The organism is Pseudomonas sp. R43(2017), assembly GCF_002112345.1.
GTDB lineage: Bacteria > Pseudomonadota > Gammaproteobacteria > Pseudomonadales > Pseudomonadaceae > Aquipseudomonas > Aquipseudomonas kribbensis.
In genome coordinates, this window is sequence record NZ_NEHJ01000001.1 from 952,644 (window position 1) to 975,881 (window position 23,238).

Genomic DNA, 23,238 nt, shown 5'->3' on the forward strand with positions numbered 1-23,238 from the left:
CTTATTGGAACGACACCGATGACTGCTCGCGCAGAGAACGCGGGCGCATGTCGATCCAGTGCTCATTGATGTAATCCAGACAGACCTGACGTTCGCCACGCATCCCCGCCGCGCTCCAGCCGCTGGCCATCGGCTTGCCCGCCGGCCACAGGGAATACTGACCCTGAGCGTTGATCACCACATCGAATTGCTGCTGCGCGTCATTCATGTCGTTTCTCCTGTTGGATGGGACTGCAGGTGCCGGACCAGCCCTTCTGCGAGATGGTTGAACAGCACACGCCGTTGTTCGTCGGTCTGGGCACAGGCCCAGACGCAGACCCTCGCCGACGCTGCGCAAACCTGCGCATACGCATCCGCGTCGTCAGTCGCGAAGGCCCGGGACGAGATTTCAACATTGGCGGTGGCATGGGCCTGAGCGAACGCAGTAGCGCTGGCGTCGGTATTCAGTTGCGCGTAATACACCGCGAACGCCTCGGCATCGCCGAAGTGCTCGGCGATCATCGCGGTGTTGCTCGGCGCGAGGCCGTAAGTCATCGCACTGGCATGGGCCTGGGCGTACGCCGCGTCATAGGCATAGGCCCGTCGATACAGCGCCAGCAACACCGGTTTGAAGGTGGCTCGCCACTCGCCCTGACGCCCGGACAAGCCGAGCGCCGCCCGTTGATGCAGGCTTTGCAAGGCGAGCAGCGCTGGCCGGTGTTTCGGCAATGCCTCGCATAGCATCGGCAGCACCACGTCGGCTTGCCAACGATGAATCGGACGAAGCGACTGCGTGTCCTCGAACTCGTGAATCCGCTGACGCAAGACTTCGGGCTGTTCTTCACACAGTACCTGCGCCAAGGTCGGCAACCACCGGGGCATCAAGATCGGCTCATTCATTTCGACGGCCCCTCCGTGCCAATGACCTCGGCCAGCATCCGCGCCCAACGACCCGCGACGATGCCGTAGTGGTCGGTGTCCAGTCGCTGCCAGCTCTGCAACTGCGGGAGCAAGGCCTGCCAGTTGCGTTGCAGGTCATTCATGTTCCAGGCGTTGCCCAGTCCATAAGGGTTGGCGTGCCCGGCGATAAACATCTGCACCTGTGTGTTGCTCAGCGCTGGAGGCCGGAAGTCGACCATGCTGGCCATGTTATTGCGACAGCACACCGTCAGCCGTTGCAAATAAGCCTGACGTTCCTCGGACATCCCCTGCCCTTCGATGTCGGGCCAGCGCTGGGCGAACTCACGCTGAAACACCTGCTCGATGGTCCGCTCGTCGATGCCGGCCAGTTCCGCACCGGCATCCGGCGCGGGTGGATCAATCAGATACAGCAGCGGCTGCCTGAAGCCGTCAGCCTGGGCTTGCTGACACAGCGCCTGCGCCACCCAGGCCCCGAACGACCAACCCGCCAGGCGCCAGGCGCAACCGTCCGGGAGGTGGGCCTTGATCGCCTGCAGATACCACCGGGCGCGCTCGACAATGCTGATGTTTGGCAACGCCGGCACACGCAACGCAGGATCTGCGATCACGCAGACACCCAGATCCGCTGGCAGTGTCGAAACCAGTTCCCGATAGGCCTGAACATCGCCGCCCACCGGATGGATCAGATACAGCCATTCGCGACCGGCGCCGGCATGCCACTGATCGATCCGCACCGCGTCGTTCCAGCTGTACGGCGCGTCCGTGGAAGCCTCTGCCGTGGAATCTGCCACCAGCCCCAACACCTCGCTCAGGCTGACCTTGTGGCTGAACTGCGACAGCTGAAACACCTCGCCGGTGGCCGCTTGCAGTTCATCGATCAGGTCCAGCAGGGTCAGCGAATCCGCGCCCAGGTCGTACAGCGAATCGTCGTCCTCAAGCTCAGCCACGCCGAGCCATTTGCACAGGCATTCGCGCAGACGCACGGAAAGATCCACGCCCTTCGGCACTTCGACCTGCGCGACAACGGCGCCATGGCGAACCGGATAAAAGCGCCGCGCGGTGTCGATACCGGTGGTGGAAACCAGCAGCTGCGGCAACTGCCTCGCCATCGCCAGATCGAACACCCGACAACCCTCTTCCGCCGACAAGCCGACCGTCAGATGCTCCTGATGCGCAGCGTCCCCGCCGTTGCTGGCCGTGGCCATGCCGATGTCGCGCCAGATGTCCCAGTTGATCCCCAGACGCAGGCAAGCATTGGCCGCGTCCGGACGGTAATGCGCGAAGCCGTCGAGCACGCCGCTGGCTGCCGAATAATCCAGATGCCCCGCGCCGCCGAACAATGCCGACATCGACGAGCAGTACAGGACGAAGCCCGGCGAAAGCTGTTCGATCAGGCTTTCGACCGCCAGCATGCCGCGAGTCTTGGCGGCCATCGCCTCGGCCATCTGCCGGGCATCGCGATGGCGAATCAGACTGCCGGCACCGACACCCGCCGCATGAATCACCCCGGTCAGTTGACCGTAGCGTCGGGCCAGTTGCTCGAGTACCTGCGGCCAGCGTGACAGGTCAGCGATATCCGCCTGAACGCAGTCGATTCGCGAGGCGTAGGACGCGAGTTCTGCGGGCAATTCACCTTGACGCGAGAGCAACACCACACGCCGCCCGGGCGCTTGCAGCAGATGTTCACACAGGGTTCGACCGATCCCGCCAGTGCCGCCCAGCACCAGAAACGTGCCGTCTTCCGGCAGCAGGCTGGAAGTCGTGGTCGGGTCCGGCAATGGCTGAGCGATCAACCGTGGCTGCCACAGGTAACCGTCACGCACCGCCATTCGCCGAGGCAACGCCGCCGGATCACCGAGCAGCGCCGCCAGCTCTACGGCCTGGGCATCAAGGTGCGGCGACGGCCAGTCCAGCCAGTGGCAACGCACCGGGTATTCCTGCGGCACCACTTCGCTGATCCCGGCCAGCGCCCCCAGCTCGGGCCGCCGGACCTCGCCGTCCACCGGGCACGCCTGCCACGACATCAGCCACAACCGCAGGCGTGTCGTCCGTACGGTCTGCCCCCAGGCCTGCATCAGCGCGCTGACCGTGTCCAGACAGGCCCACTGCGCCAGATCCAGCGATTGCTCGTTGACCGCGCCTGACACCGCCAGCGGCAAGGTGTGCAGCCAGTCGAGTTCGCCGGGTTCAGGTTCTGTGACCTCGGTGAGCAAACGGCTCAGGGCTTCGGTGTCCAGCGGGTCCAGCTCGAAACGATCTGCGCCGAGACGCTTGAAACCATTGCCGGTGCGGACTTGAACCACGCGTCGATAAACCGTTCGCAGATGTTCCAGCAATGCCGCGCCGGGTGCTTCATGGCTGCAAAGGATCAACGTTTCTCGTTTGGCCACTGGTGCCTTCACACTCAGGCGCTGGACACGCACCCACTGCCGCTGATGAAACCACTGCGCCAGAGGTTGCCGCTCGATGCCGACCGAAACGGGGGCAACGATTCCGCCAGCAGGTTGAAACCGATAGGTCTGGAGATCAAAAGACGACGGCTGCAAATCCCACGGCGGCGGTGCCGAGCGCTGCGGCCACTGGATATGGGCACCTTCGTACCAGGCCTCCAGCAATGCCTGCGTTGAATGATCACGGGCGATCAGTTGTGCACCCGACGTGGTGATTTCCTTGATCGCTGTCGGTTGCAACGGAATTTCATCACCCGGCTGACAGATCATCGCAAAGCGCCAGCGCAGTTGTCGGCGACCTGACTGCAAGTGCCGCAGCAATGCAGTCCGCTGTTCCGGATGCGTTTGCATGTATTCGCGAATCGCCGCGATATCGCGCAGCAGTTCCGCTCGGCTGTGGGCCGAGAGCATCAGCAACGGCAGGGTTTCCTTGGCTGTTTCCTGCACCGTGGGTGCAGCACCCACAATCACATGAGCGTTGGTGCCACCAATCCCGAAACTGCTGACACCCGCCAGTCGCCGCCGACCTTGCGGCCATGGCCGCGATGAAGTGGGCACATAGAACGGCGAATGCTCAAGATCGATCTGCGGATTGATCCGGCCAAACCCGAGGTTCGGCGGCAGCACGCCATGGAACACCGCGAGACTGGCGCGAATCAGCCCCACCACCCCCGCTGCCGCCCCCAGATGACCGATCTGGCTCTTCACCGAGGCCAGCGCGCAACTGCCGGCCGGCGCCTCGCCGAAGGCCTTGGTCAACGCCGCGACCTCGATCGGATCCCCCAGCAAGGTGCCGGTGCCATGGGCTTCGATGTAACCGATGTCCGCACCGGTCAATCCGGCGCGACTCAGTGCATCGCTGATGACTGCGCTCTGCCCGGCCACCGACGGCGCGGTGTAGCTCATCTTGGCCCGGCCATCGTTGTTCAGTGCAGAGCCTTCGAGCAGTGCGTAGATCCGGTCGCCATCCGCCCGCGCCCGGGCCAACGGCTTGAGCACCACCACGCCATAACCGCTGGCGCCGATGGTCCCGCTGGCGTCGTCGCTGAATGGACGGCACAGGCCATCGGCGGAAAAGATGTGCTGCGAGCGATGACGGTAGCCATCGGTCAGGGTCGGGTCGATGAGCACACCGGCAGCCAGCATCACGTCACTGTCGCCCTGACGCAACATCGAACTGGCCATGTGCACGGCGATCAGCGAGCTGCCGCACGCCGCCTGTACGCTCAGGGCCGGGCCGTTGAGGTCCAGGTGATAGGCGGCTTTGGTCGCCAGAAAGTCCTTGTCGTGATGCAGCGCCATCTGGAAGCCGTCCGGCAGATCGCCTTCAGCAGTGTCGCGCAGCAGCTGCTGGAAGTACGTGGTTTCGCCGCAACTGGCGATCAGGCCGATGCGCGGACCGTCCGCCGACGGGACGATGGCCGCGTGTTGCAGAGCCTGCACACAGCCCATCAGCAGATGCCGCTGTTGCGGGTCCATCAGGCGCGCTTCCTGGCGGCTTATGCCGAAGTACTCGGGATCGAAGTCGAGCATGCCGGCCAGTTGGCTGCGGGCGCCGACCAGACCTTCATCGGCGGCAAAGTGTTCGATGCCCAGCTCGTTACCCTGCACCATCGCCCAGAACTCGGACAGGTTCCGCGCCCCGGCCACATTGACCGACATGCCGATGATTGCCATCGGCTGATAACCTGCATCGGTTTGCCGGACACGCTCCACTGCTGCCACCGAAGCCGTCGACAGATGCGCCGCCAGACGCCGAATCGTGACGTGCTCGAACAGGTCGGCCATCGTCACCTTGTGCGGCAGCGCTTCGGCGTAACGACCATGCAAACGCATCAGCCCGAGACTCGTGGCGCCGGCCTCGAAGAAGGTCTGATCCGGCTCGATGTCACGGCCAATCACGTCCCGGAACAGCTCGCTCAGCTGCCGCTCCAGCGCGGTCAATTGCACAACCGGTTGTGCCGTGCTGCGCCGCTCCAGCGCCTCGCCCACATTCGGCAAGGCCTTGCGATCGATCTTGCCGCTGGGGGTGCGTGGCCAGACGTCGATCCGCCGATATTCATCGATCCGCACATGGGCCGGCAGCCGTTGCGCGACCTGACGATCCAGCTGTTGCGAAGTCGCAGGCTCGCCGTCGATTTGCAACCAGGCGATCAGGCGCGGCGGATCAGCCTGAACCGCCACCACCGCGTTGACCACTTCCGGCACCTGCATCAGCGCCGCCTCGATCTGCCCCAGCTCCAGACGATGGCCACTGAGTTTGATCTGCTGGTCGTCACGTCCCAGGTAATGCAGGCAGCCTTGGGCATCGGCCCACGCCAGATCGCCGGTGCGATAGAACAAGCGGCCCTCTGGCAGCTCTACAAACCGCTTGGCATTCAGATCAGCGTCAGCCAGATAGCATCGGGCAACCATCGGCCCGGCCACCAACAGGTAGCCACGACAACCGTTCGGAACCGGGCGGTCGTGTTCATCCACCAACAGCAACCGGGCATTGCCGACGGCATGCCCGATCGGTGCACGCAACGGCCAGTCGCGGGGCTCCGGTGGCAGACGCAAGGCACTGACCACATGGGTTTCGGTCGGGCCGTAGTGATTGAACAACGAAGCCTGCGGCATGCCACCGAACCAGTTGTGCAGCGCGTCCGTGCAGAGCAGTTGCTCCCCGGCGGTGATCACTTCGCGCAATGCCGACGGATACACTCCGCGAGCCACAGCGGTTTGCGCCAGATGCTGCAACGCCACGTACGGCAGGAACAACCGCTCGATCCGCGCCTCGACCATGTAACCCAGCAACGCCTCGGCATCCTGACGCCAGCGCGGTGTGATCAGGTGATAGCAGCCGCCCCCGCACAGGGTGCTGAAAATCTCCTGAAACGACACATCGAACGACAGCATGGAGAACTGCAAGGTCACCGCTTTCGCCGGCAACTGCCCTTCCGTGCGCTGCCATTGCAGCAGGTTGCACAGAGTGCGTTCCGACACTTGCACACCTTTGGGCGTGCCGGTCGAGCCGGAGGTGAACAGCGTGTACAGCGGTCGCTCGCCGGCGTGACGTGGACGCTCGAACGCTTCGGCATCGACGTGCAGATCGAGCCGGTGCACGGCGAATCGTCCGTCATTCAGATCATCGAGCGCAGCCGCCGTCGTGTCGCGGAACAGCACACAATAAGGTTTTGCCTGTTCCAGCACCTGACGCTGGATCGCCACCGGATAAGCGGGATCCAGCGGCACGGCGGTCAGATTGAGTTTGGCCAGGGCCAGCAGCGCGACGATGTGTTCCACCGAGGCATCGAGGAACAGCACCACATGCAGCGGCGCTTTTCCCTCCGGTAATGGATGACGCGCGATCAATCTTGCTGCCAGGGAATCGGCCAGCGCATTCAACTCGGCATAGCTGAAACGACGCTGACCTTGCACCAGCGCAACCGCCTCCGGCGTGCAATGCACCTGATGCTCGAACCAGTCCGCAAGGGTGTTGAACGGCAGCTCGCCCTTCGGCCCTTCACTGGCCGAGGCCAAACCGTGTCGATAAGGGCCGAGCAGGCTGTCGAGCGTCGCCGCCGGGCTTTCCAGCAACAGGTCCAGACCACGGCGGAACAACGCGTTCGCCGCGCTAATCTGCCCGGCATCGAAATAGCTGCACTGGTATTCCCACCAGCACTCCAGCTGCGAGCCGCTGCCCACCATCAACAGGGTCAGCGGACACTTGGCTTGCAGGTGTTCGTTGAACTCAAGGGTCGCGCGCAGGCTGGAGTCAGCCAGTGCCGCGTAATCAGTGTTTTCCAGCACGAACATGAAATCGAACAGCGCGCTACTAGAGGACAGCCGCAGGTCTTCGACCAGATCCGCCAGCGCCACGTCCTGCAGCGCCAGCACCTCGCGCACGGTGGCGGTCTGTTGAAGTAGCTGCTCGCTCAGGGGCACTGTGTGGTTTACGGCGGTGGGAATCAGCACGGTGTTGGCAAACATGCCGACGCTGTCCTCGAACTCCGCCAGGGGCCGGTTGGCCACCGGGCTGGCGATCCGGGGCCGCTCGCACCCGGTCAGGGCGTAAAGACTCCAGGTGAAGACACTGAACAGCACTTCGAAACGGGTCAGCCGCTGTTGCGTGCAGAACCGTTCAAGGGCGGCGCTGCGCACCGCGCCCAGGGGTTCGCGGTGCAACCTCGCGTCCGGGCTGACCGGGCGCATCGGCATCAACGCGGGCGATGGTTCTTCCCGATGACGATGCAACTCGGCCAGGGCTCGCCGCTGGTCACGGTAATGCGGATCGACGCTCCACTGCCGCTGCCACTCGCCAAACTCCAGCGTCGTCAGATGGGCTGCCGATTCAGGGCTCTCGCGACCTTGCACAGCGTCGGCATAGAGCTGCTTCAGGTCGTCGAACAGCAGGTTCACCGACCAGCCATCGACGATGATGTGATGCAAATTCAGCAGCAGCCGGCAGCTGCCATCGGCGAACGGCAACAGCCACGCCTGAAACAGGTTCGGCGTGGACAGGTCGAACGGCGTGCCGAACACCAGCTCCGCGAAGGCCTGCCAGTTGTCTTCGGTGAAATGCCCGACGGCAAAGATGCGGCAGGCCGAACCTTGCTCGGCAATCACCTGATCAATCCCCTCGGCACCCGATGCGAATGCCGTGCGCAAACCGGGATGGCGTTTCACCAGGCGGTCCACGGCCTCGCCCAGTGCCGCGACCTCGACGCCTGCCGCCAGATGCAGAATCAGCGGCACGCTGTAAGCGGTCGAGGTCGGCGTACGTTGCTGCAACAACCACAGGCGGCGCTGTTCGGCGGTGGCCGGCAAGCGTGCGGCACGACTGATCCCGGGCGCAGGGGGATAGATCGAATCGCCACGCTCACCCAGCAGTTGTCCGGCCACTGATGAGAAAGACTCGTTGAGCAATGTGTCGAGGGGAATCTCGCGCTGCCAACGGCTACGAATCGCCGAACGCAAACGCATGGCTTTGAGCGAATCGCCGCCACTGCCCAGCCAGTCGTCCTGCGCACTCAAGCCCGGTTGGCCGAGCAGCGAACGGGCCTGACTCAGCAACCAGTCCAGCGCCGGCGAAGCGTTGTCGTTTTCCATGGCCCCTGAAGCTGGATGCCACGGATTCAGCGGCTGCCCCAGCAAGCTGTCGCGATCGATCTTGCCATTGGCCGTCAGCGGCAGGCGCTCCAGCAGGAACAACTGATGTGGCCGCATGTACGGCGCCAGTTGCGCCCGCAAATGGGCTTCGAAGGCGTGATAGTCCAGCTCCCCGCGCGGCACGATGAACGCCAGCAGCTGATGATCTTCCGCCGCCAGACGACGGGTGCAGACGTACACCTGCGCCACCCCCGGATGCTCCAGGATCCGTTGCTCCACCTCCCCCGGCTCGATGCGGAAACCACGAATCTTCACCTGGCGGTCGACCCGTCCCAGGCACTCGATCAAACCATCGGCATTGCAGCGCACCAGATCGCCGGTGCGGTAATGAACGTGCGCGCCACCGTCGAGGTCGGGCAACCGGACGAACTGGCGGGCCGTTTCTTCGGGCCGGTTGCGGTAGCCACGGGCGACGCCGCTGCCACTCAGATACAGCTCGCCCACCTCTCCCATTGGAACCGGCCGTTGCTGCTCATCCAGCACCTGCACGCCGGTATCCGGCAGTGCTCGGCCAATGGGCGCCAGGTCACCGGTAAAGTCGCGGCTGATCGGCCAGCACAGGGCAAATGTGGTGCATTCGGTGGGGCCATAGACGTTATGAATCCGGCACCGGCTCTCTGGATTGGCCCGATACCATGCACGAACCGCCGCAGCGCTGATCTGTTCACCGCCGATCAGCACCTGACGAGCGCTGGCAAAGCACGACGGCCACTCGGCAATCAAGGTATTGAACAGCGACACCGTCATGAACAGGTTGTCGACCTGCGTCCGCTCCAGTACCTCGGCCAGACGCCGGGCATCCAGCACGTCTTCGTCGGCGATCATCACGCAGCAACCGCCGTTGAGCAGCGGCGCCCACAGCTCGAAACTGCAGGCGTCGAACGCCGGGTTGGACAGGCAGGCGAACCGGTCCGTCGGGCGAATTTCGATATAGCCGTCGGTGTGCGCCAGACGCAGCAGACCACGCTCGCCGACTTCCACGGCTTTCGGAATGCCGGTGGTGCCCGAGGTGTAAAACAGGAACATCACTTCGGCGAACTCTGCGGTCAGCGCTTGCGGCGGAGTGTCCGGCTGGTCGAGCAAGGCCTCGACGCTGGACTGCCACAATGAAGGCGACCACTGAGGTTCTTCTTCCAGGGTAATCAGCCCCACGCACGCTGCATCCGCCAGCATCAACTCCCGACGCTTGAGCGGACTGGCTCGGTCCAGCGGTACGACCACCGCACCAACTTTCAACGCGCCGAGAATCGCCGCCAGCCACTGCCAGCTACGTGGCATGCACAACGCCAGCGATTGGCCGGGCTCGACGCCACGAGCCAGCAACCCTCGGGCGATACGCTCGCTGGCGCTGGCCAGTTCGGCGTAAGTCAGGGTTACCGAGCCGTCGATGACGGCCGGAGCTTGTGGATTGCGCTGCACTTGCCCGGCAAAGCGCGCAAGCAACGTCAGGTGATTGGACGCACTCATCATTTCGCCTCCTGCGCGGCGAAGCGTTGCAGCTCCTGTCGGATGATCTGCGAGACCCGATGGATTTCCGCACTTTCGAGCATGTCCCAGTGCCCGCCGCTAACCAGTTTCGCCAGATAGCCGCTACCTGCGCGCCGACGCCAGAATCCGCGCAGTTCATGCAACTGATGGCGGCTGAAATCTTCCCGCGCCTGAATCAACACCACGCGACCGGCACGTGGCGCGCACTCATAGGCGGCCATGGCCAGCCGGTTGTGGTTATAGATATGGAAATAGCGCTCGACTTGCGCGTCTTCGATGCCGGGGTACATGCCGTTGAAGCGCACCAGTTTGTCGCGGAACTCGGCCATGTCCACGGTGCCGATCTGCTCGCGGAAACCCGGATCGTCGCTGCCCTGGGTATCGAGCAGCACCACGGTCACCTGACGATGCCCGGCCGCCGTCAGCAACCGCGCCATTTCATAAGCCACCAGACCACCGAACGACAGCCCGGTGAGAATCAGCGGTTGCGTCGTCAGCGGTTCGATCAATCGCAGATACGCTTCGGCCATCGCTTCAACCGTCGGCTCGGTGTCTTCTCCCGGATTCAGCCCCGGCGATTGCACGCCGTAAACACCGGCCTCGTCCGGCAACACCTTGGCCAGCGACAGGTAACAGAACGCCGTGCCGCCCGCCGGGTGAATGCACACCACATTGCTCTGCCCCGCGCCACGGCGGAACTCGATCAGATTGCCCTGCGCCACCGCGGGGTTCGCCCCGACCCGCAGCCAGCCGCCCAGCGCTTCGATGGTCGGGTAGCTGAGCACCACGCGCACCGGCATCTCAATCGCGAACACCTGGCTGATTTCATGGGCCATCTTGATCGCGGCGATGGAAGTGCCGCCGACGTTGAAGAAATTGTCGCGAATGCCGATCTGCGGCACCAGCAGCAGACGTTTCCAGATCTGGTACAGCGTCAGCTCGATGTGATCGCGCGGGCTGCTCAGGTTGACCTGACGATTGACCATTTCCTCATCCGCCAACGCCGTCAGCGCAGCGCGATCGACTTTGCCATTGGCGGTCAGCGGCAAGGCATCGAGCCACAGATAACTGCCCGGGACAACCGCACGAGGCAGTGTCGTCGCCAGATGGGCCTGCACCGCCGCTTCATCCATCGACTCGGCGACCACGCAACAGGCCACCAATCGCTGATCCTGCGCCGCCTCGCCGACCATCAGCACCACGGCGCTGCGGATGCCGGGAAACGCTTCGAGCCGGGCTTCGATCTCGCCCAGTTCCAGACGCACGCCGCGCAACTTGACCTGAAAGTCGTTGCGCCCGAGAAATTCCAGCTGACCGTCCGGGCGATAACGCGCCAGATCGCCGCTGCGATAGAGGCGATCGCCTGTCACGAACGGATTGTCGATAAAGCGCTCGGCACTGAGCTGCGCCAGCCCCAGATACCCCCGGGCCACGCCGACGCCGCCAATGTGCAATTGCCCGGTGACACCCACCGGCACCGGCTCGTCGCGGTCATCGAGCACGTAAAAACGGTTGTTGGAAATCGGCCGGCCGATCGGCAGTTGCCGGGCCGGCACCTCGGCGCCAGGCTCAAGGGTCCAGATGCTGTTGATCACCGTGGTTTCGGTCGGGCCGTAGACGTTGTGCAGCCGCGCATGGGGCAGACGCTCCTGAAAACGCCGGGCCAGGGCTGGCGGCAGTTCACCGCCGCCGCTGAACACATCAGTCAGCGACGTACACAGGCTGACCTCTTCAACTTCCAGAAACAGCTGCAACATCGCCGGCACGAACACCAGCGCCGTGACCTGCTGTTCCCGTACCTCGCAGGCCAGATACGCTGGTTCGTAATGTCCGCCGGGCTTCGCAATGATCAGACGCCCGCCGGTTGCCAGCGGCCAGAAAGTTTCCCACGCCGAGGCGTCGAAACCGAACGGGATCTTGTGCAGCATCGCTCCCGCTTCACCGCAGACCTGCAAGCACCACAACAACAGATTGCTCAGGCCACGGTGGGCGACCATCGCGCCCTTGGGCAATCCGGTGGTGCCGGAGGTGTAGATCACGTAGGCGAGATGGTCAGGGGTGACGCCGACATGGCGTGGGTCGAGGTTGTCCGCTGGCAGCGACGCCCAGCTCGCGGCATCTTTTTCGAGGTCGAGAATCGGCGCTTCCCAGGTCGAACCTTGTATGGCCTGACGCAAAATCCCGTGCGCCGAGCCGAGGGTCAGCAGCACCGCCGGCGTGCTGTCTCCGAGCATGTGGCTCAGGCGCCCCAACGGATAATCCGGGTCCAGCGGCACATAGGCGCCACCAGCCTTGAGCACCGCCAGCAACGCCACCGGCAGTTCCAGCGAACGCTCGATGCACACCGCCACGCGCACATCCGGGCCGACACCCAACGTGCGCAAATGCCGCGCCAGTCGGTTGGCCCGGGTATTCAGTTCGGCGTAGCTCAGTGACTCGCCTTCAAAGACCACCGCGCAAGCCTGAGGGTTGCTAGCGGCCTGCGCTTCGACCAACTGATGCACACATTGCGCCGCTTGCGTCAGCGGCATTGTGCGGTTGAAGTCGACCAGCACCCGCTGACGCTCGGCCTCGTTCATCAACGGCAACGCATTGATCGGTTGCTTGGCGTCGGCGGCGATCTGTTCGAGCAGGTGACGGTAATGCCCGCTCAGGCGCTCGATGGTCGCGACGTCGTAGAGGTCGGTGTTGTACTCCACCAACAGGTCCAGCCGCCCTTCCCGCTCGACCCACTCGAACGCCAGATCGAACTTGGCCGTGGCACTGCTGGTGCCATACGGCGTCAGTTCCAGTTCGGGCATCCGTACGCCGCTGCCGGGGGTGTTCTGCAACACCAGCATCACCTGGAACAGCGGCGAATGCCCCGGATCACGCTGCGGGTTGACGGCTTCGACCACGCGGTCGAACGGCACGTCCTGGTGGGCGTGGACGTCGAGCATCTGGCCACGTACGTCGCGCAGCAGTTCGGCGAAGGTCTGCTGCGGATTGAGGCGTTGACGCAGCACCAGCGTGTTGACGAAATGGCCGATCAGCGGCTCGACTTCCGGCCGATTGCGGTTGGCGAACGGCGTACCGATGCACAGATCCTGCTGACCGCTGTGGCGCCACAACAGCACCGCCAAAGCGCCCAGCAGCACGTTGAACAGTGTGCCCTGGGTCTGCCGGGCCAGCGCCGTGAGTTCGCGCAAGGTGCCGCCATCGACGGAGGAACTGAACGTGGCACCGACATAACGCTGCACCAACGGTCGCGGCCGGTCGGCGGGCAGGGTCGACAAGAGCGGCGCGTCGTCCAGGGCGCGACGCCAGTAATCGAGCTGAGCATCCAGCGCCGCACCACCGACGCGCTGTTGCTGCCAGCAGGCGTAGTCGGCGTATTGCACCGGCAACGGCGCGAGAGTCGGTGTATCGCCACGCAGATAATCACCGTACAGCGTGGCGACTTCATGCAGGATCACGCCCATCGACCAACCGTCGGCGATGATGTGGTGCACGCTGTACAGCCACAGGTATTCATCGTCCGCCACGCGTAACAAAGACGCGCGCAGCAACGGCCCGGTGGCCAGATCGAACGGCGCCCGGGCGTCCTGCTCGACGGCGAATCGCACTTGCTGCTCACGCTCTGCGGCCGGCAACTGGCGCAGATCCGTCACCGACAACGACAGCGGCATCGACGGATGCACCACCTGACGCGGTTCACCGTCCACGCTGCAAAATGTTGTGCGCAGGACTTCGTGGCGGGCGACCAGTTCGTTCAGCGCTCGTTCCAGATGCGCAACGTTCAACTGCCCTATGAGCATCACCGCCGTGGGCACGTTATAGAACGGGTTGCCGGGTTCCAGTTGATCGAGAAACCACAGCTGTCGTTGCGAGAATGACAATGGCCAGGAGGTATTCGCGCCAGCACGGCGGGGAATCACTGCGTCATCACCGCCACCCAGCAAGGAAATCAGTTCCTGCTTGTGGAGCTTGAGCGCCGCTGTCAGTTCTTCGGTGAGAAACCCACGCGGCGCCTTGCAGCGCAGCCTGTCACCGTCCACCTCGAGCACCACGCCATGGCGAGCGAACAACGCCAGCAATTGATCGGCATTCATACTTCGAACTCCTCCATGTCTTCGTCGTCCGGGCTTGCGGTCACAGGCTCGATGGCAAACGCCTCGACCGGCGCGCGGTGTTGTTCATCGGCCGTGCGCAGGCCGCCGATCATCGAGTAGATCAATTCATGACTCGGCCCGAGGTCGAACAGCGCCGTCAGTTGCTGCTCCTCGACCGAGCCGATCCCGCACAGACCCAGGCCGTGTTCGACGGCGGTCATGCTCAGCAACTGGGCCATTGCGCCGCTTTCGATGTGGCAGAAGTCACGGCTGCGTTCGCCGTACAGCGGGCGGATCGCGGCCATGTCGGCGATGAAGAACAGCGAGAACGCGGCGTTCTCGTACACCGGCCGATTGACGAAATAGTCGTAGGTGTCCGGGTCGAGCAGCCCGCTCTGGAGCGCCAGCAAGCGATGCTGGCGGGGATCGTAGTAATACGCGCCACCGGGCACGCCAAGCACGCGCTCAGGTTTGACGTAGAGGTAGGCCTGAATCGGGTACAGCCCGCCCGCCGACGGGAACTGGTATTTCACCTCGCCGTCGAGTTGCCCCTGGGCCAATGCCGCCAACAAATGCGCGAAGGCTTGAGTTGCAATCGGCTGCGCGCCGAACTGGCGCACCGAGCGGTAATCACTCAAACGCCGGGCGAACGCAGGGTCTTGCGGCAAGTCCAGTGCCACCTCCGGCAAGGCTTGAGCAAACTCACGGCGACCACGTTGCTCAGCCTTGAACTGCGCCCGCTGCTGCGGATCTTCGATGATGTCCTGCGGGGTCTCCGGCGCCTGCTGGAGGTTGCCGAGCAATTCTTGACGGGCCCGGTTCTGGCGGTACATGCCAAGCAGGTGCAGCAACGTCGGCTGGGCCAGCAATTGCGCCACGTGCGGGCGGAACTGCAAGGCGCCGGACAAGGCGTTGCTGATCCTGACGATATCGATCGACGTTGCGCCGAGGTTCAGCAGGTTGGCATTGGCGGCAATGGACTCGCGCTTGAGCACGCCCTGCACGATTTCCACCAGCCGCTGTTCCTGCGGCCCCTCGACTTCCAGCGCCGGGCCCTGTTCCTCGATTTGCTCCGGTTCCGGCAGGCGCTTCTTGTCGACCTTGCCGTTGGAGGACAACGGCCACGCCTCGACGAAGGTGAACGATGACGGAATCATGTACGCCGGCAGCTTGTCCGTCAGGTAGTCGGTGAAGTCACTGGCCTGCAACGCCGGATCGGCCTTGAGCACATAACCCGCCAGACGCTTCTCGCCCAGCGTGCTGCCGAGAATCCGCACCACCGCGCTCTGCACGCCGGGATGGCGATTGAGCGCGGCTTCGATCTCGCCCAGTTCGATGCGATAGCCCTGGACCTTGACCTGATTGTCTTCGCGACCGAGGAACTCGATGTTGCCGTCCGGTAGCAAGCGCCCCAGGTCACCGGTGCGGTACAGCCGTTCGCCAGTCAATGGATGGTCGAAAAAACTGCCCGCGCTGAGTTTTTCATCGCGCCAGTAACCCTTGGCCAGACCGATGCCGCCGATGTACAGCTGACCCGCAACCCAGGTCGGACGCACTTGCAGGGTTTCATCCAGCACGTAGAAGCGCTGATGGTCGAGAGCCTTGCCATAGGGAATGCTGCGCCAGTCCGGATCGACGTGCGTCACCGGATAATAGATCGACCAGATCGACGCTTCGGTGGCGCCGCCGAGGCTGATCAGTTGCAAGTCCGGCTGCAACGCCCAGGCCCGCTCGGGCAAGGTCAACGGAATCCAGTCGCCCGACAACATCGCCACCCGCAGGCTGGCAGGCAACGCGCCGCCCTCGCCCTCCACGTACTCGACCAGCATGCCGAGCAGCGCTGGCACCGAGTTCCACAGGCTGACCTGATGACGCTTGATCAATTCGAGCCAATGCGCCGGATCAAGAGTCAGTTGCGGATCAAGGATGACCACCGCCGCGCCCACGGCCAGCGTGCCGAAGAAGTCATAGACCGACAGGTCGAAACTCAGCGAGGAAATCGCCAATACGCGGTCGTTCGGGCCGACGGCAAAACGCCGGTTGATGTCGAGCAAGGTGTTGACCGCACCGCGATGGTCGATCACCACGCCCTTCGGCTGGCCGGTGGAGCCGGAGGTGTAGATCACGTAGGCGAGGTCGCTTTCGTTGACCTGCACCGGTTGCAGTGGCAATGCGTCGTTTGAGACTGCATCGGTCACGGCAATGGTAGTGACTTGCGCCGGCCATTCGACTTTGTCGAGCAGCACCGGTTGGGTCAGGGCCAGACTCGCCTCGGCCCGTTCCAGAATATGCCGCAGCCGTTCCGCCGGCTGGGTTGGCTCGATGGGCAGGTAGGCGCCGCCGGCATACAGAATCGCCAACGTTGCCACCACTTGTTCCCAGCCGCGCTCCATCACCACCGCCACCAACCGGTTCGGCAGCACGCCCTGCGCTTGCAGGCGGGCGCCGAGTTGCCGGGCCTCAAAGCGAAGCTGGGCGTAAGTCAGCTGCCGCGTGCCGATTACCGCCATTGCATCCGGTGTGGCGAGGGCCTGACGCTCGAACAGTTCGTGCATCAACGGCAGCGTTTGCTGAATGTCGACCAGCGCCGGCAAACGCGCCTGCGGCAACAGTTGTGGCGTGTTGGCGCCCCAGGCCGCCGGCTCGCACAGGCTGTCGAGCAGCGTGTTATAGGCGACGAACATCTGCTCGATCATGCCTTGCGGGAACAGTTCGTCGATGCTGTCCCAGTTGAACAACAGGCGTCCTTCCAGTTCCAGCAAGGTGTGGTCAAGCCACACCTGCGGGGTCTGGGTGATGCTGTGCATGTGTTTGGCATTCAATGCGTCGGCCAGGTTGAACTCGGCCAGTTCCGGCGCCGCTTCCGACAGCGTGCTGTTGAACACGATCGGCATCGCCGTCTGCTGCACGCCCCGTGCCTGGGACAATTCGCGCAGCACCCGCACACCGCTGACCACCGAATGATCGATGTCGCGCCACAGCTGCGCCTGCACGGCGCGGGCCTTGTCGGTGAAGCTAAGTGCCCCGTCGATACCGACTTCCAGCAGCACCAGCGAGGTGAAGTCGCCGATGATTTCGTCGACATCCGGGTGCAACGGCATGCGGTTGAACAGCGGCAGGCTCAGGGTGAAACGCGGCGTGCGGCTCCACAGCGCCAGCACTTCGCTGAAGGCGGTCAGCAGCATCACCGACGGCGTCACCGCAAACTGCTTGGCCACGTCCTTGAGCTGAGTCCATTGCGCTGCCGACATGTCGCGGTCGCGGCGGGTGAAGTGCGGGTTGGCAATGCTTTCGGGTTGGCGCACCAGCGGCAGGTCTGGCGCCGGGGCCAGAGTGGTCACCCGCTCGCGCCAGTAGCCCAGCGCCTGCTCGTAGCGGCGGCCGCTGCGCAGTTGCTGTTCGGCCAGCACGTAGTCGCGGAAAGTCAGGCCCGGTTCGGCCAGTTCCAGCGCCGGATCGACGTAGAACGCCATCAGTTCGCGGGCGAGAATCTGCGTGCTCGCGGCGTCGATGATCAGTGCATCGAGGCTGATGTGCAAATGGGTGATGCCATCATCGAGCAACGACAGGCTGAACTCGAACAGCGGCCAGCGACTGGCGTCCAGCACCTGATGGGACTGGCGTTCGCGGGTTGCTTCCAGCGTGCGCTGCGCCACTTCGGCGGGCAAAGCGCGCAGATCGCTGCGGGGCATGCGGTAGGTCGGCACCTGCGCCAGCACCTGTTGCGTGCCGTCGCTGAGGAAGATCACGCGCAGCATGTCGTGACGCTGGATCATGCGATTCAGGGCTCGTTCGAAACGCTCGGCGTCGAAGTCGGGAATGCGCAGTTCTTCATAGCCGTGGGCACTGACGCCGCCGAGGCTGACCGTGGCCTCGCGGCCGAACCAGTAGGCCTGCTGGATATCGGTCAGCGGGAAGGGTTCATGCCGATTGCCGCGATCCGGCTCGATCTGGATGAACGCCGGTTCAACGCTCTGTTCTTCACGCGAAACCTGCGCCGCCAGATCCCTCAACACCGGGGTCTGAAACAGGCTGCTCAGGGACAGTTGCGCGCCCATGCGCTGGTTGATCGCGTAGATCATCCGCGTCGCCAGCAGCGAGTGGCCGCCGAGGTCGAAGAAGTTGTCGTGGATGCCGACCCGCTCGCACTTGAGCACTTCGGCCCAGATTTCGGCCATCTGCCGTTCAATGTCGTTGCGCGGCGCCTCGTACGTCGCCCCGGCGCTGCGTTCCGGTGCCGGCAGCGCCTGTCGGTCGAGCTTGCCGTTGCGGGTCAGCGGCAATTGCGAGAGCCGGACCCAGGCACTCGGGATCATGTGTTCGGGCAACTGGCGTTGCAGTTCGGCACGCAAGGATTCGCTGGTCGCGGAACCGACCACATAGGCCACCAGACGCTTGTCCCCGGCCACGTCTTCACGCAACAGCACGGCGGCTTCCTGCACGCCGGGTTGTTGATGCAACAGGCTGTCGATCTCTCCGAGTTCAATGCGGAAGCCGCGCAGTTTCACCTGTTGGTCGATGCGTCCCAGGTACTGCACGTTGCCGTCGGCCTGGAACTTCGCGAGGTCGCCACTGCGGTACATCCGCGCGCCCGGCTCGTCGCTGAACGGGTCCGGCAGAAAGCGTTCGGCGGTCAGGTCCGGGCGGTTCAGATAGCCACGAGCCAGACAGGCGCCAGCGATGTACAACTCGCCCGCCACGCCGACCGGCACCGGATTCAAATGTTCGTCCAGCACATAGAGGCGCGCATTGGCGATGGGACGGCCAATGGGCGGCGCGTCCGGCCAGGATTCAGCCTCGTTGCAGTCAAGGCTGAACTGGCTGACCACGTGGGTTTCGGTCGGCCCGTACTGGTTGTGCAACTGCGCGCCACCCAGTCCACGGACAAAACCGCGCAGCTCGTCATTGATTTGCAGGGCCTCACCGGCGGTGATGATTTCGCAACCGCCGGCCGGCATCGGGGCATCGGCTTCGGTCAGGCCGGCGAGTTGCTGCAACACGGCGAACGGCAGGAACACCCGTTGCACGCCTTCGGCCACCAGGGTCGGACGCAGCGCGGCGAGGTCCTTGCGGCTGTCTTCGGTCATCAGCAGCAGGCTGCCGCCCTGGCAGAGGGTGCTGCAGATTTCCTGGAACGAAACATCGAAATTCAGCGAGGCGAATTGCAGCACACGCTGCGGTGCCGTCGCTTGATCGAGTTGCCAGTTAATCAGGTTGTCCAGCGCACGACGGTTGTGGGCGACGCCTTTCGGGCGGCCGGTGGAGCCGGAGGTGTAGAGCACGTAGCCGAGGTTTTCCGGGCTCACATTGACTTGCGGATCGTCCGTAGGGTGCTGTACCCACTGCGATGCGTCAGTGTCCAGGCAGCAGATCTGCGCCTCGTTGGCCGGCAGCCCGGCCATCAGGCTCGATTGCGTCAGCAGCATGGTCGGCGCGGCATCGCTGAACATGAACGCCAGACGCTCACTCGGGTACGCCGGGTCGAACGGCACATACGCCGCGCCAGCCTTGAGGATCGCCAACAGGCCGATGACCATTTGCGGCGAGCGTTCCAGGCACAGGCCGACGCGATGTTCGGGGCCGACGCCCTGTTCGATCAGGTAATGCGCGAGACGGTTGGCGGCGCGATTCAGTTCGCCGTAACTCAGTTGTTCACGATCGGCGAGCAGCGCCACGGCGTCGGGGCTTTGCCGGGCCTGGGTCTCGAATCGCTCCATGCAATCGGGCAATGAAGACGTATCGCGTGAAGTGTGGTTCCAGTCATGAACAATCTGCTGATGTTGCTCGGCGCTCAGCAGCTTGATCCCCGCCAGCGACTGTTCGCTGTCCTCGACCATCTGCATCAGCACCCGGCGCAGGTACTCGCCGAACTGCTCGACGGTGCCGCGTTCGAACAGGCCCGAGGCGTATTCCAGACCACCGACAATCTGCCCGTCGCGCTCATGGAGCGCCAGTTGCAGATCGAACTTGGCGACGTGATGACTGCTTTCGACCGGCGTGACGTTGAGCCCGGTCAGCAGCAGATCGGAATCCTGATCCTGTTCCCAGGCAAACAACACCTGGAACAGCGGACTGTGGGCCAGACTGCGCGGCGGGTTGAGCAACTCCACCACTTGCTCGAACGGCAGGTCCTGATGTTCCTGAGCCCCCAGCGCGACCCGCCGCGCCTGTTGCAGCCATTGCGCTACCGACGACGAGCCCGATCGGGTCATGCGCAGGGCCAGGGTGTTGACGAAGAAACCGATCAACCCCTCCAGCTCCTGTTGCGGGCGGTTGGCCGACGGCACGCCGATCACCACATCGCTCTGCCCCGACAGGCGCGACAGCAGCAGCGAAAAACCGGCCAGCAAGGTCATGAACAGCGTGGTGCCTTGTTGCATGCCCAGGGCTTTCAGGCGCGTGGTCAAGGCTTCGTCGAAGACCAACGGGACAAAACCGCCGAGGTAGTCCTGCACGGGCGGCCGCTTGTGATCCGTCGGCAATTCCAGCAGCACCGGCGCGCCCGTGAGGGTCTCGCGCCAATAGCGGTTCTGCTGTTCCAGCACGTTGCCGGTCAGCCATTGTTTCTGCCACACGGCGTAGTCCACGTACTGCACGGGCAATGGCGGCAGCGGATCGTCGCGATCCTGTAGCGCAGCTTCATAGAGTTGCCCCAGCTCACGAGTGAGCACGCCCATCGACCAGCCGTCTGAGATGATGTGGTGCTGGGTCAGCAGCAACACATGGTCGTCCGCCGCCAACCGCACCAGACTTACGCGCATCAGCGGGCCACGGCTCAGGTCGAACGGCCGGGCACCCTCCTCGTCGATCAACCGGGTGAGACGCTGTTGAGCATCGGGCCCTTGCAGATCGGTTACGGTCAGTCGAAGGCTGTGCGCGGGCGGTGAAACCTGCTGCCGCCCTTCCCCTTCAACAGCAATGAAGGTGGTGCGCAGCGCGTCATGGCGTGCCACCAGTTGATTGAAGCTGCGTTCGAGCGCCGGAACGTCCAGCAAACCGCGCAAACGCAGGTTCAGCGGCATGTGATACGCCGCGTTGCCACCCTCCATTTGCGCCAGAAACCACAAGCGCTGCTGGGCAGACGACAACGTTTGCGCGCCCGAGCGCTCAAGGGCCGTGATGGCCGGACGAGCCGCAGCCTGACTGGCTTGCAGCCGTTCGGCGAACTGTTTCAGAACGGGCGCGGCAAACAGCGTCGAAGGCGCGACTTCCAGCCCCAGCGTATGGCGAACCTGCGCCAGCACACGCATCACCAGCAACGAGTGACCGCCGAGGGCGAAGAACTGATCCTCACGCCCCACTCGCTCGACGCCGAGCACTTCGGCCCAGATTGCGGCAAGCGCGGTTTCCAGCGTTCCCTGTGGCGCCTGGTATTCCCGCTGATCAAATGCCTCGACGTCCGGCGCCGGCAAACCGGGCCGATCGACCTTGCCGTTGGCGGTCAGCGGCAGCGCATCCAGACGCACAAATGCCGTCGGTACCATGTAATCCGGCAGGCTGGTTTGCAGCTGCTCACGCAGTGAACGCGGGGTCAGTGTTGTGCCCGGTTTCTCGCAGTAATACGCGACCAGTCGAGGTTCACCGAGGCCGTCTTGACGCAGCAACACCACGCTTTCACGCACGCCTGCAATATCTGCCAGCCGGGTTTCGATTTCCCCCAGTTCCAGACGCAGACCGCGCAACTTGGCCTGGGAATCGTTGCGGCCGAGGAACTCCAGTTGGCCGTCGGCCCGATACCGCGCCAGATCCCCGGTTCGGTACAAGCGTTCACCCGCCACGAACGGGTTGTCGATGAAACGCTCTGCAGTGAGTTGTGGAAGGTTCAGATATCCCCGCGCCACGCCGACGCCACCGATGTACAGCTCTCCCGCGACACCCTCGGCAACGGGCGCGCCTTGTTCGTCGAGCAGGTAAATCCGGGTATTGGGCAGTGCCCGGCCGATGGGCAGCACAGCGTCGATCTGGCTGCCTTCGGTGAACTCGAAACAGGTGCTGTCGATGCTCGCTTCGGTCACGCCATAGGCCTGGACGATCTGCACCCGATCACCGCACAACCTGCGCAATTGCCGGGCGCTGTGGGCAGTCCAGATGTCCGAGCCGCAGACCACGGTACGCAGGAACGACAAGTCATGGCCGCTCTCTTCGACCCAGGCCAGCAAGGGATTGAGCAGCGCCGGGACGAAGTCGGCAAAGCCGATCTGCGCATCACGCATCAAGCGATACAGGGCCGGCGGGTCCATCAAGGTGTCCCGAGGGCACAGCACCAGCGTGCCGCCAAACCCCAGCGCACGAATCAGGTCGGCGCTGAACACGTCGAAGGAAAACCCGGCCATTTGCAGGTGATTGATCGGCTTGTCCAGCGCATAGAGTTGCGCCCAGGCGGCGCTCACGGCGATCAGTCCGCGATGCTCGACCATTACGCCTTTCGGGGTACCGGTCGAACCGGAGGTGTAGATCACGTAGGCGAGGTGTCGGGGTGTCAGGCCTGTCGCGGAAGGATCGGGGTTCTCCGGAGATTGCGAAGCCCAATGTGTTGAATCGCTCAGATCGAGCACCGTGGTCGATTGTTCGAGCGCAGTCATCAGGACATGCCGCACCTGACCGTGGGTCAGCACCACCGGCGGCGCGCTGTCGGCCAGCATGTGCGCCAGCCGCGCCTGCGGATACGCCGGGTCCAGCGGCACATAAGCGCCACCGGCCTTGAGCACCGCGAGCACGCCCACCAGCATCTCCAGCGAACGCTCAAGACAAATCCCCACCCGCACGTCCGGCCCGACGCCGAGGCTACGCAGATGATGGGCCAGGCGGTTGGCGCGGATATTGAGATCGCGGTAGCTGAGCGCTTCTGCTTGCCAACGCACGGCAATCGCCTCGGGGTTGCGCAGCACCTGCGCTTCGAACAGACCGTGCACACACAGATCGGTGTCGAACGGAATCGAGGATGAAACGTCGGGCTGCGCGGGATTCGTCCCACGCAAGGAAGTGTTGTCGAGCATCGGAGGCTACCGTCCATGACTGCATTATTTTTGTGATCAGGCAGAGACAGCACGCGCCCCGCCAGTCAGGCCCCGGCATCAGGTACCGGTTCGGTCATTCGAATTCAGGAAGATGGCGCGGCACGCGCATGCAGACTCGCGTCGCACGCAGGCACACACAGG

5 protein-coding genes are annotated in these 23,238 nt (G+C 63.9%); all 5 read right to left on the reverse strand.

Annotated features, from left to right (window positions below; all coding sequences use genetic code 11):
- Window position 1 precedes the first annotated feature (1 nt).
- From CAG02_RS04415 to CAG02_RS04435, 5 genes are read right to left on the reverse strand one after another with little or no spacing between them, the layout of a single operon-like run.
- On the reverse strand, window positions 2-208 hold the full coding sequence (locus CAG02_RS04415) for an MbtH family NRPS accessory protein (RefSeq protein WP_085708523.1): 207 nt from the start codon (window positions 206-208) through the stop codon (window positions 2-4).
- Window positions 205-879, reverse strand: coding sequence for a hypothetical protein (locus CAG02_RS04420; RefSeq protein ID WP_170931558.1), 675 nt, complete (start codon window positions 877-879; stop codon window positions 205-207). Before CAG02_RS04420 ends, CAG02_RS04415 begins: the two co-directional genes overlap by 4 nt.
- Entirely contained in the window at window positions 876-9,971 is a 9,096-nt protein-coding gene (locus CAG02_RS04425; protein WP_085708524.1) for a non-ribosomal peptide synthetase, read from the reverse strand. The genes CAG02_RS04420 and CAG02_RS04425 overlap by 4 nt, the downstream gene beginning before the upstream one ends.
- The gene (locus CAG02_RS04430; protein ID WP_085708525.1) at window positions 9,968-14,080 is read right to left on the reverse strand and encodes a non-ribosomal peptide synthetase; all 4,113 of its coding nucleotides are present in this window, start codon (window positions 14,078-14,080) and stop codon (window positions 9,968-9,970) included. Before CAG02_RS04430 ends, CAG02_RS04425 begins: the two co-directional genes overlap by 4 nt.
- Complete coding sequence (locus tag CAG02_RS04435) at window positions 14,077-23,076, reverse strand: non-ribosomal peptide synthetase (protein WP_085708526.1); 9,000 nt, start codon at window positions 23,074-23,076, stop codon at window positions 14,077-14,079. The genes CAG02_RS04430 and CAG02_RS04435 overlap by 4 nt, the downstream gene beginning before the upstream one ends.
- Window positions 23,077-23,238 lie beyond the last annotated feature (162 nt).

Coding starts and splice junctions, on each gene's coding strand:
- CAG02_RS04415 (WP_085708523.1), bottom strand. CDS start 208: ATGAATGACGCGCAGCAGCAATTCGATGTGGTGATCAACGCTCAGGGT.
- CAG02_RS04420 (WP_170931558.1), bottom strand. CDS start 879: ATGAATGAGCCGATCTTGATGCCCCGGTGGTTGCCGACCTTGGCGCAG.
- CAG02_RS04425 (WP_085708524.1), bottom strand. CDS start 9,971: ATGATGAGTGCGTCCAATCACCTGACGTTGCTTGCGCGCTTTGCCGGG.
- CAG02_RS04430 (WP_085708525.1), bottom strand. CDS start 14,080: ATGAATGCCGATCAATTGCTGGCGTTGTTCGCTCGCCATGGCGTGGTG.
- CAG02_RS04435 (WP_085708526.1), bottom strand. CDS start 23,076: ATGCTCGACAACACTTCCTTGCGTGGGACGAATCCCGCGCAGCCCGAC.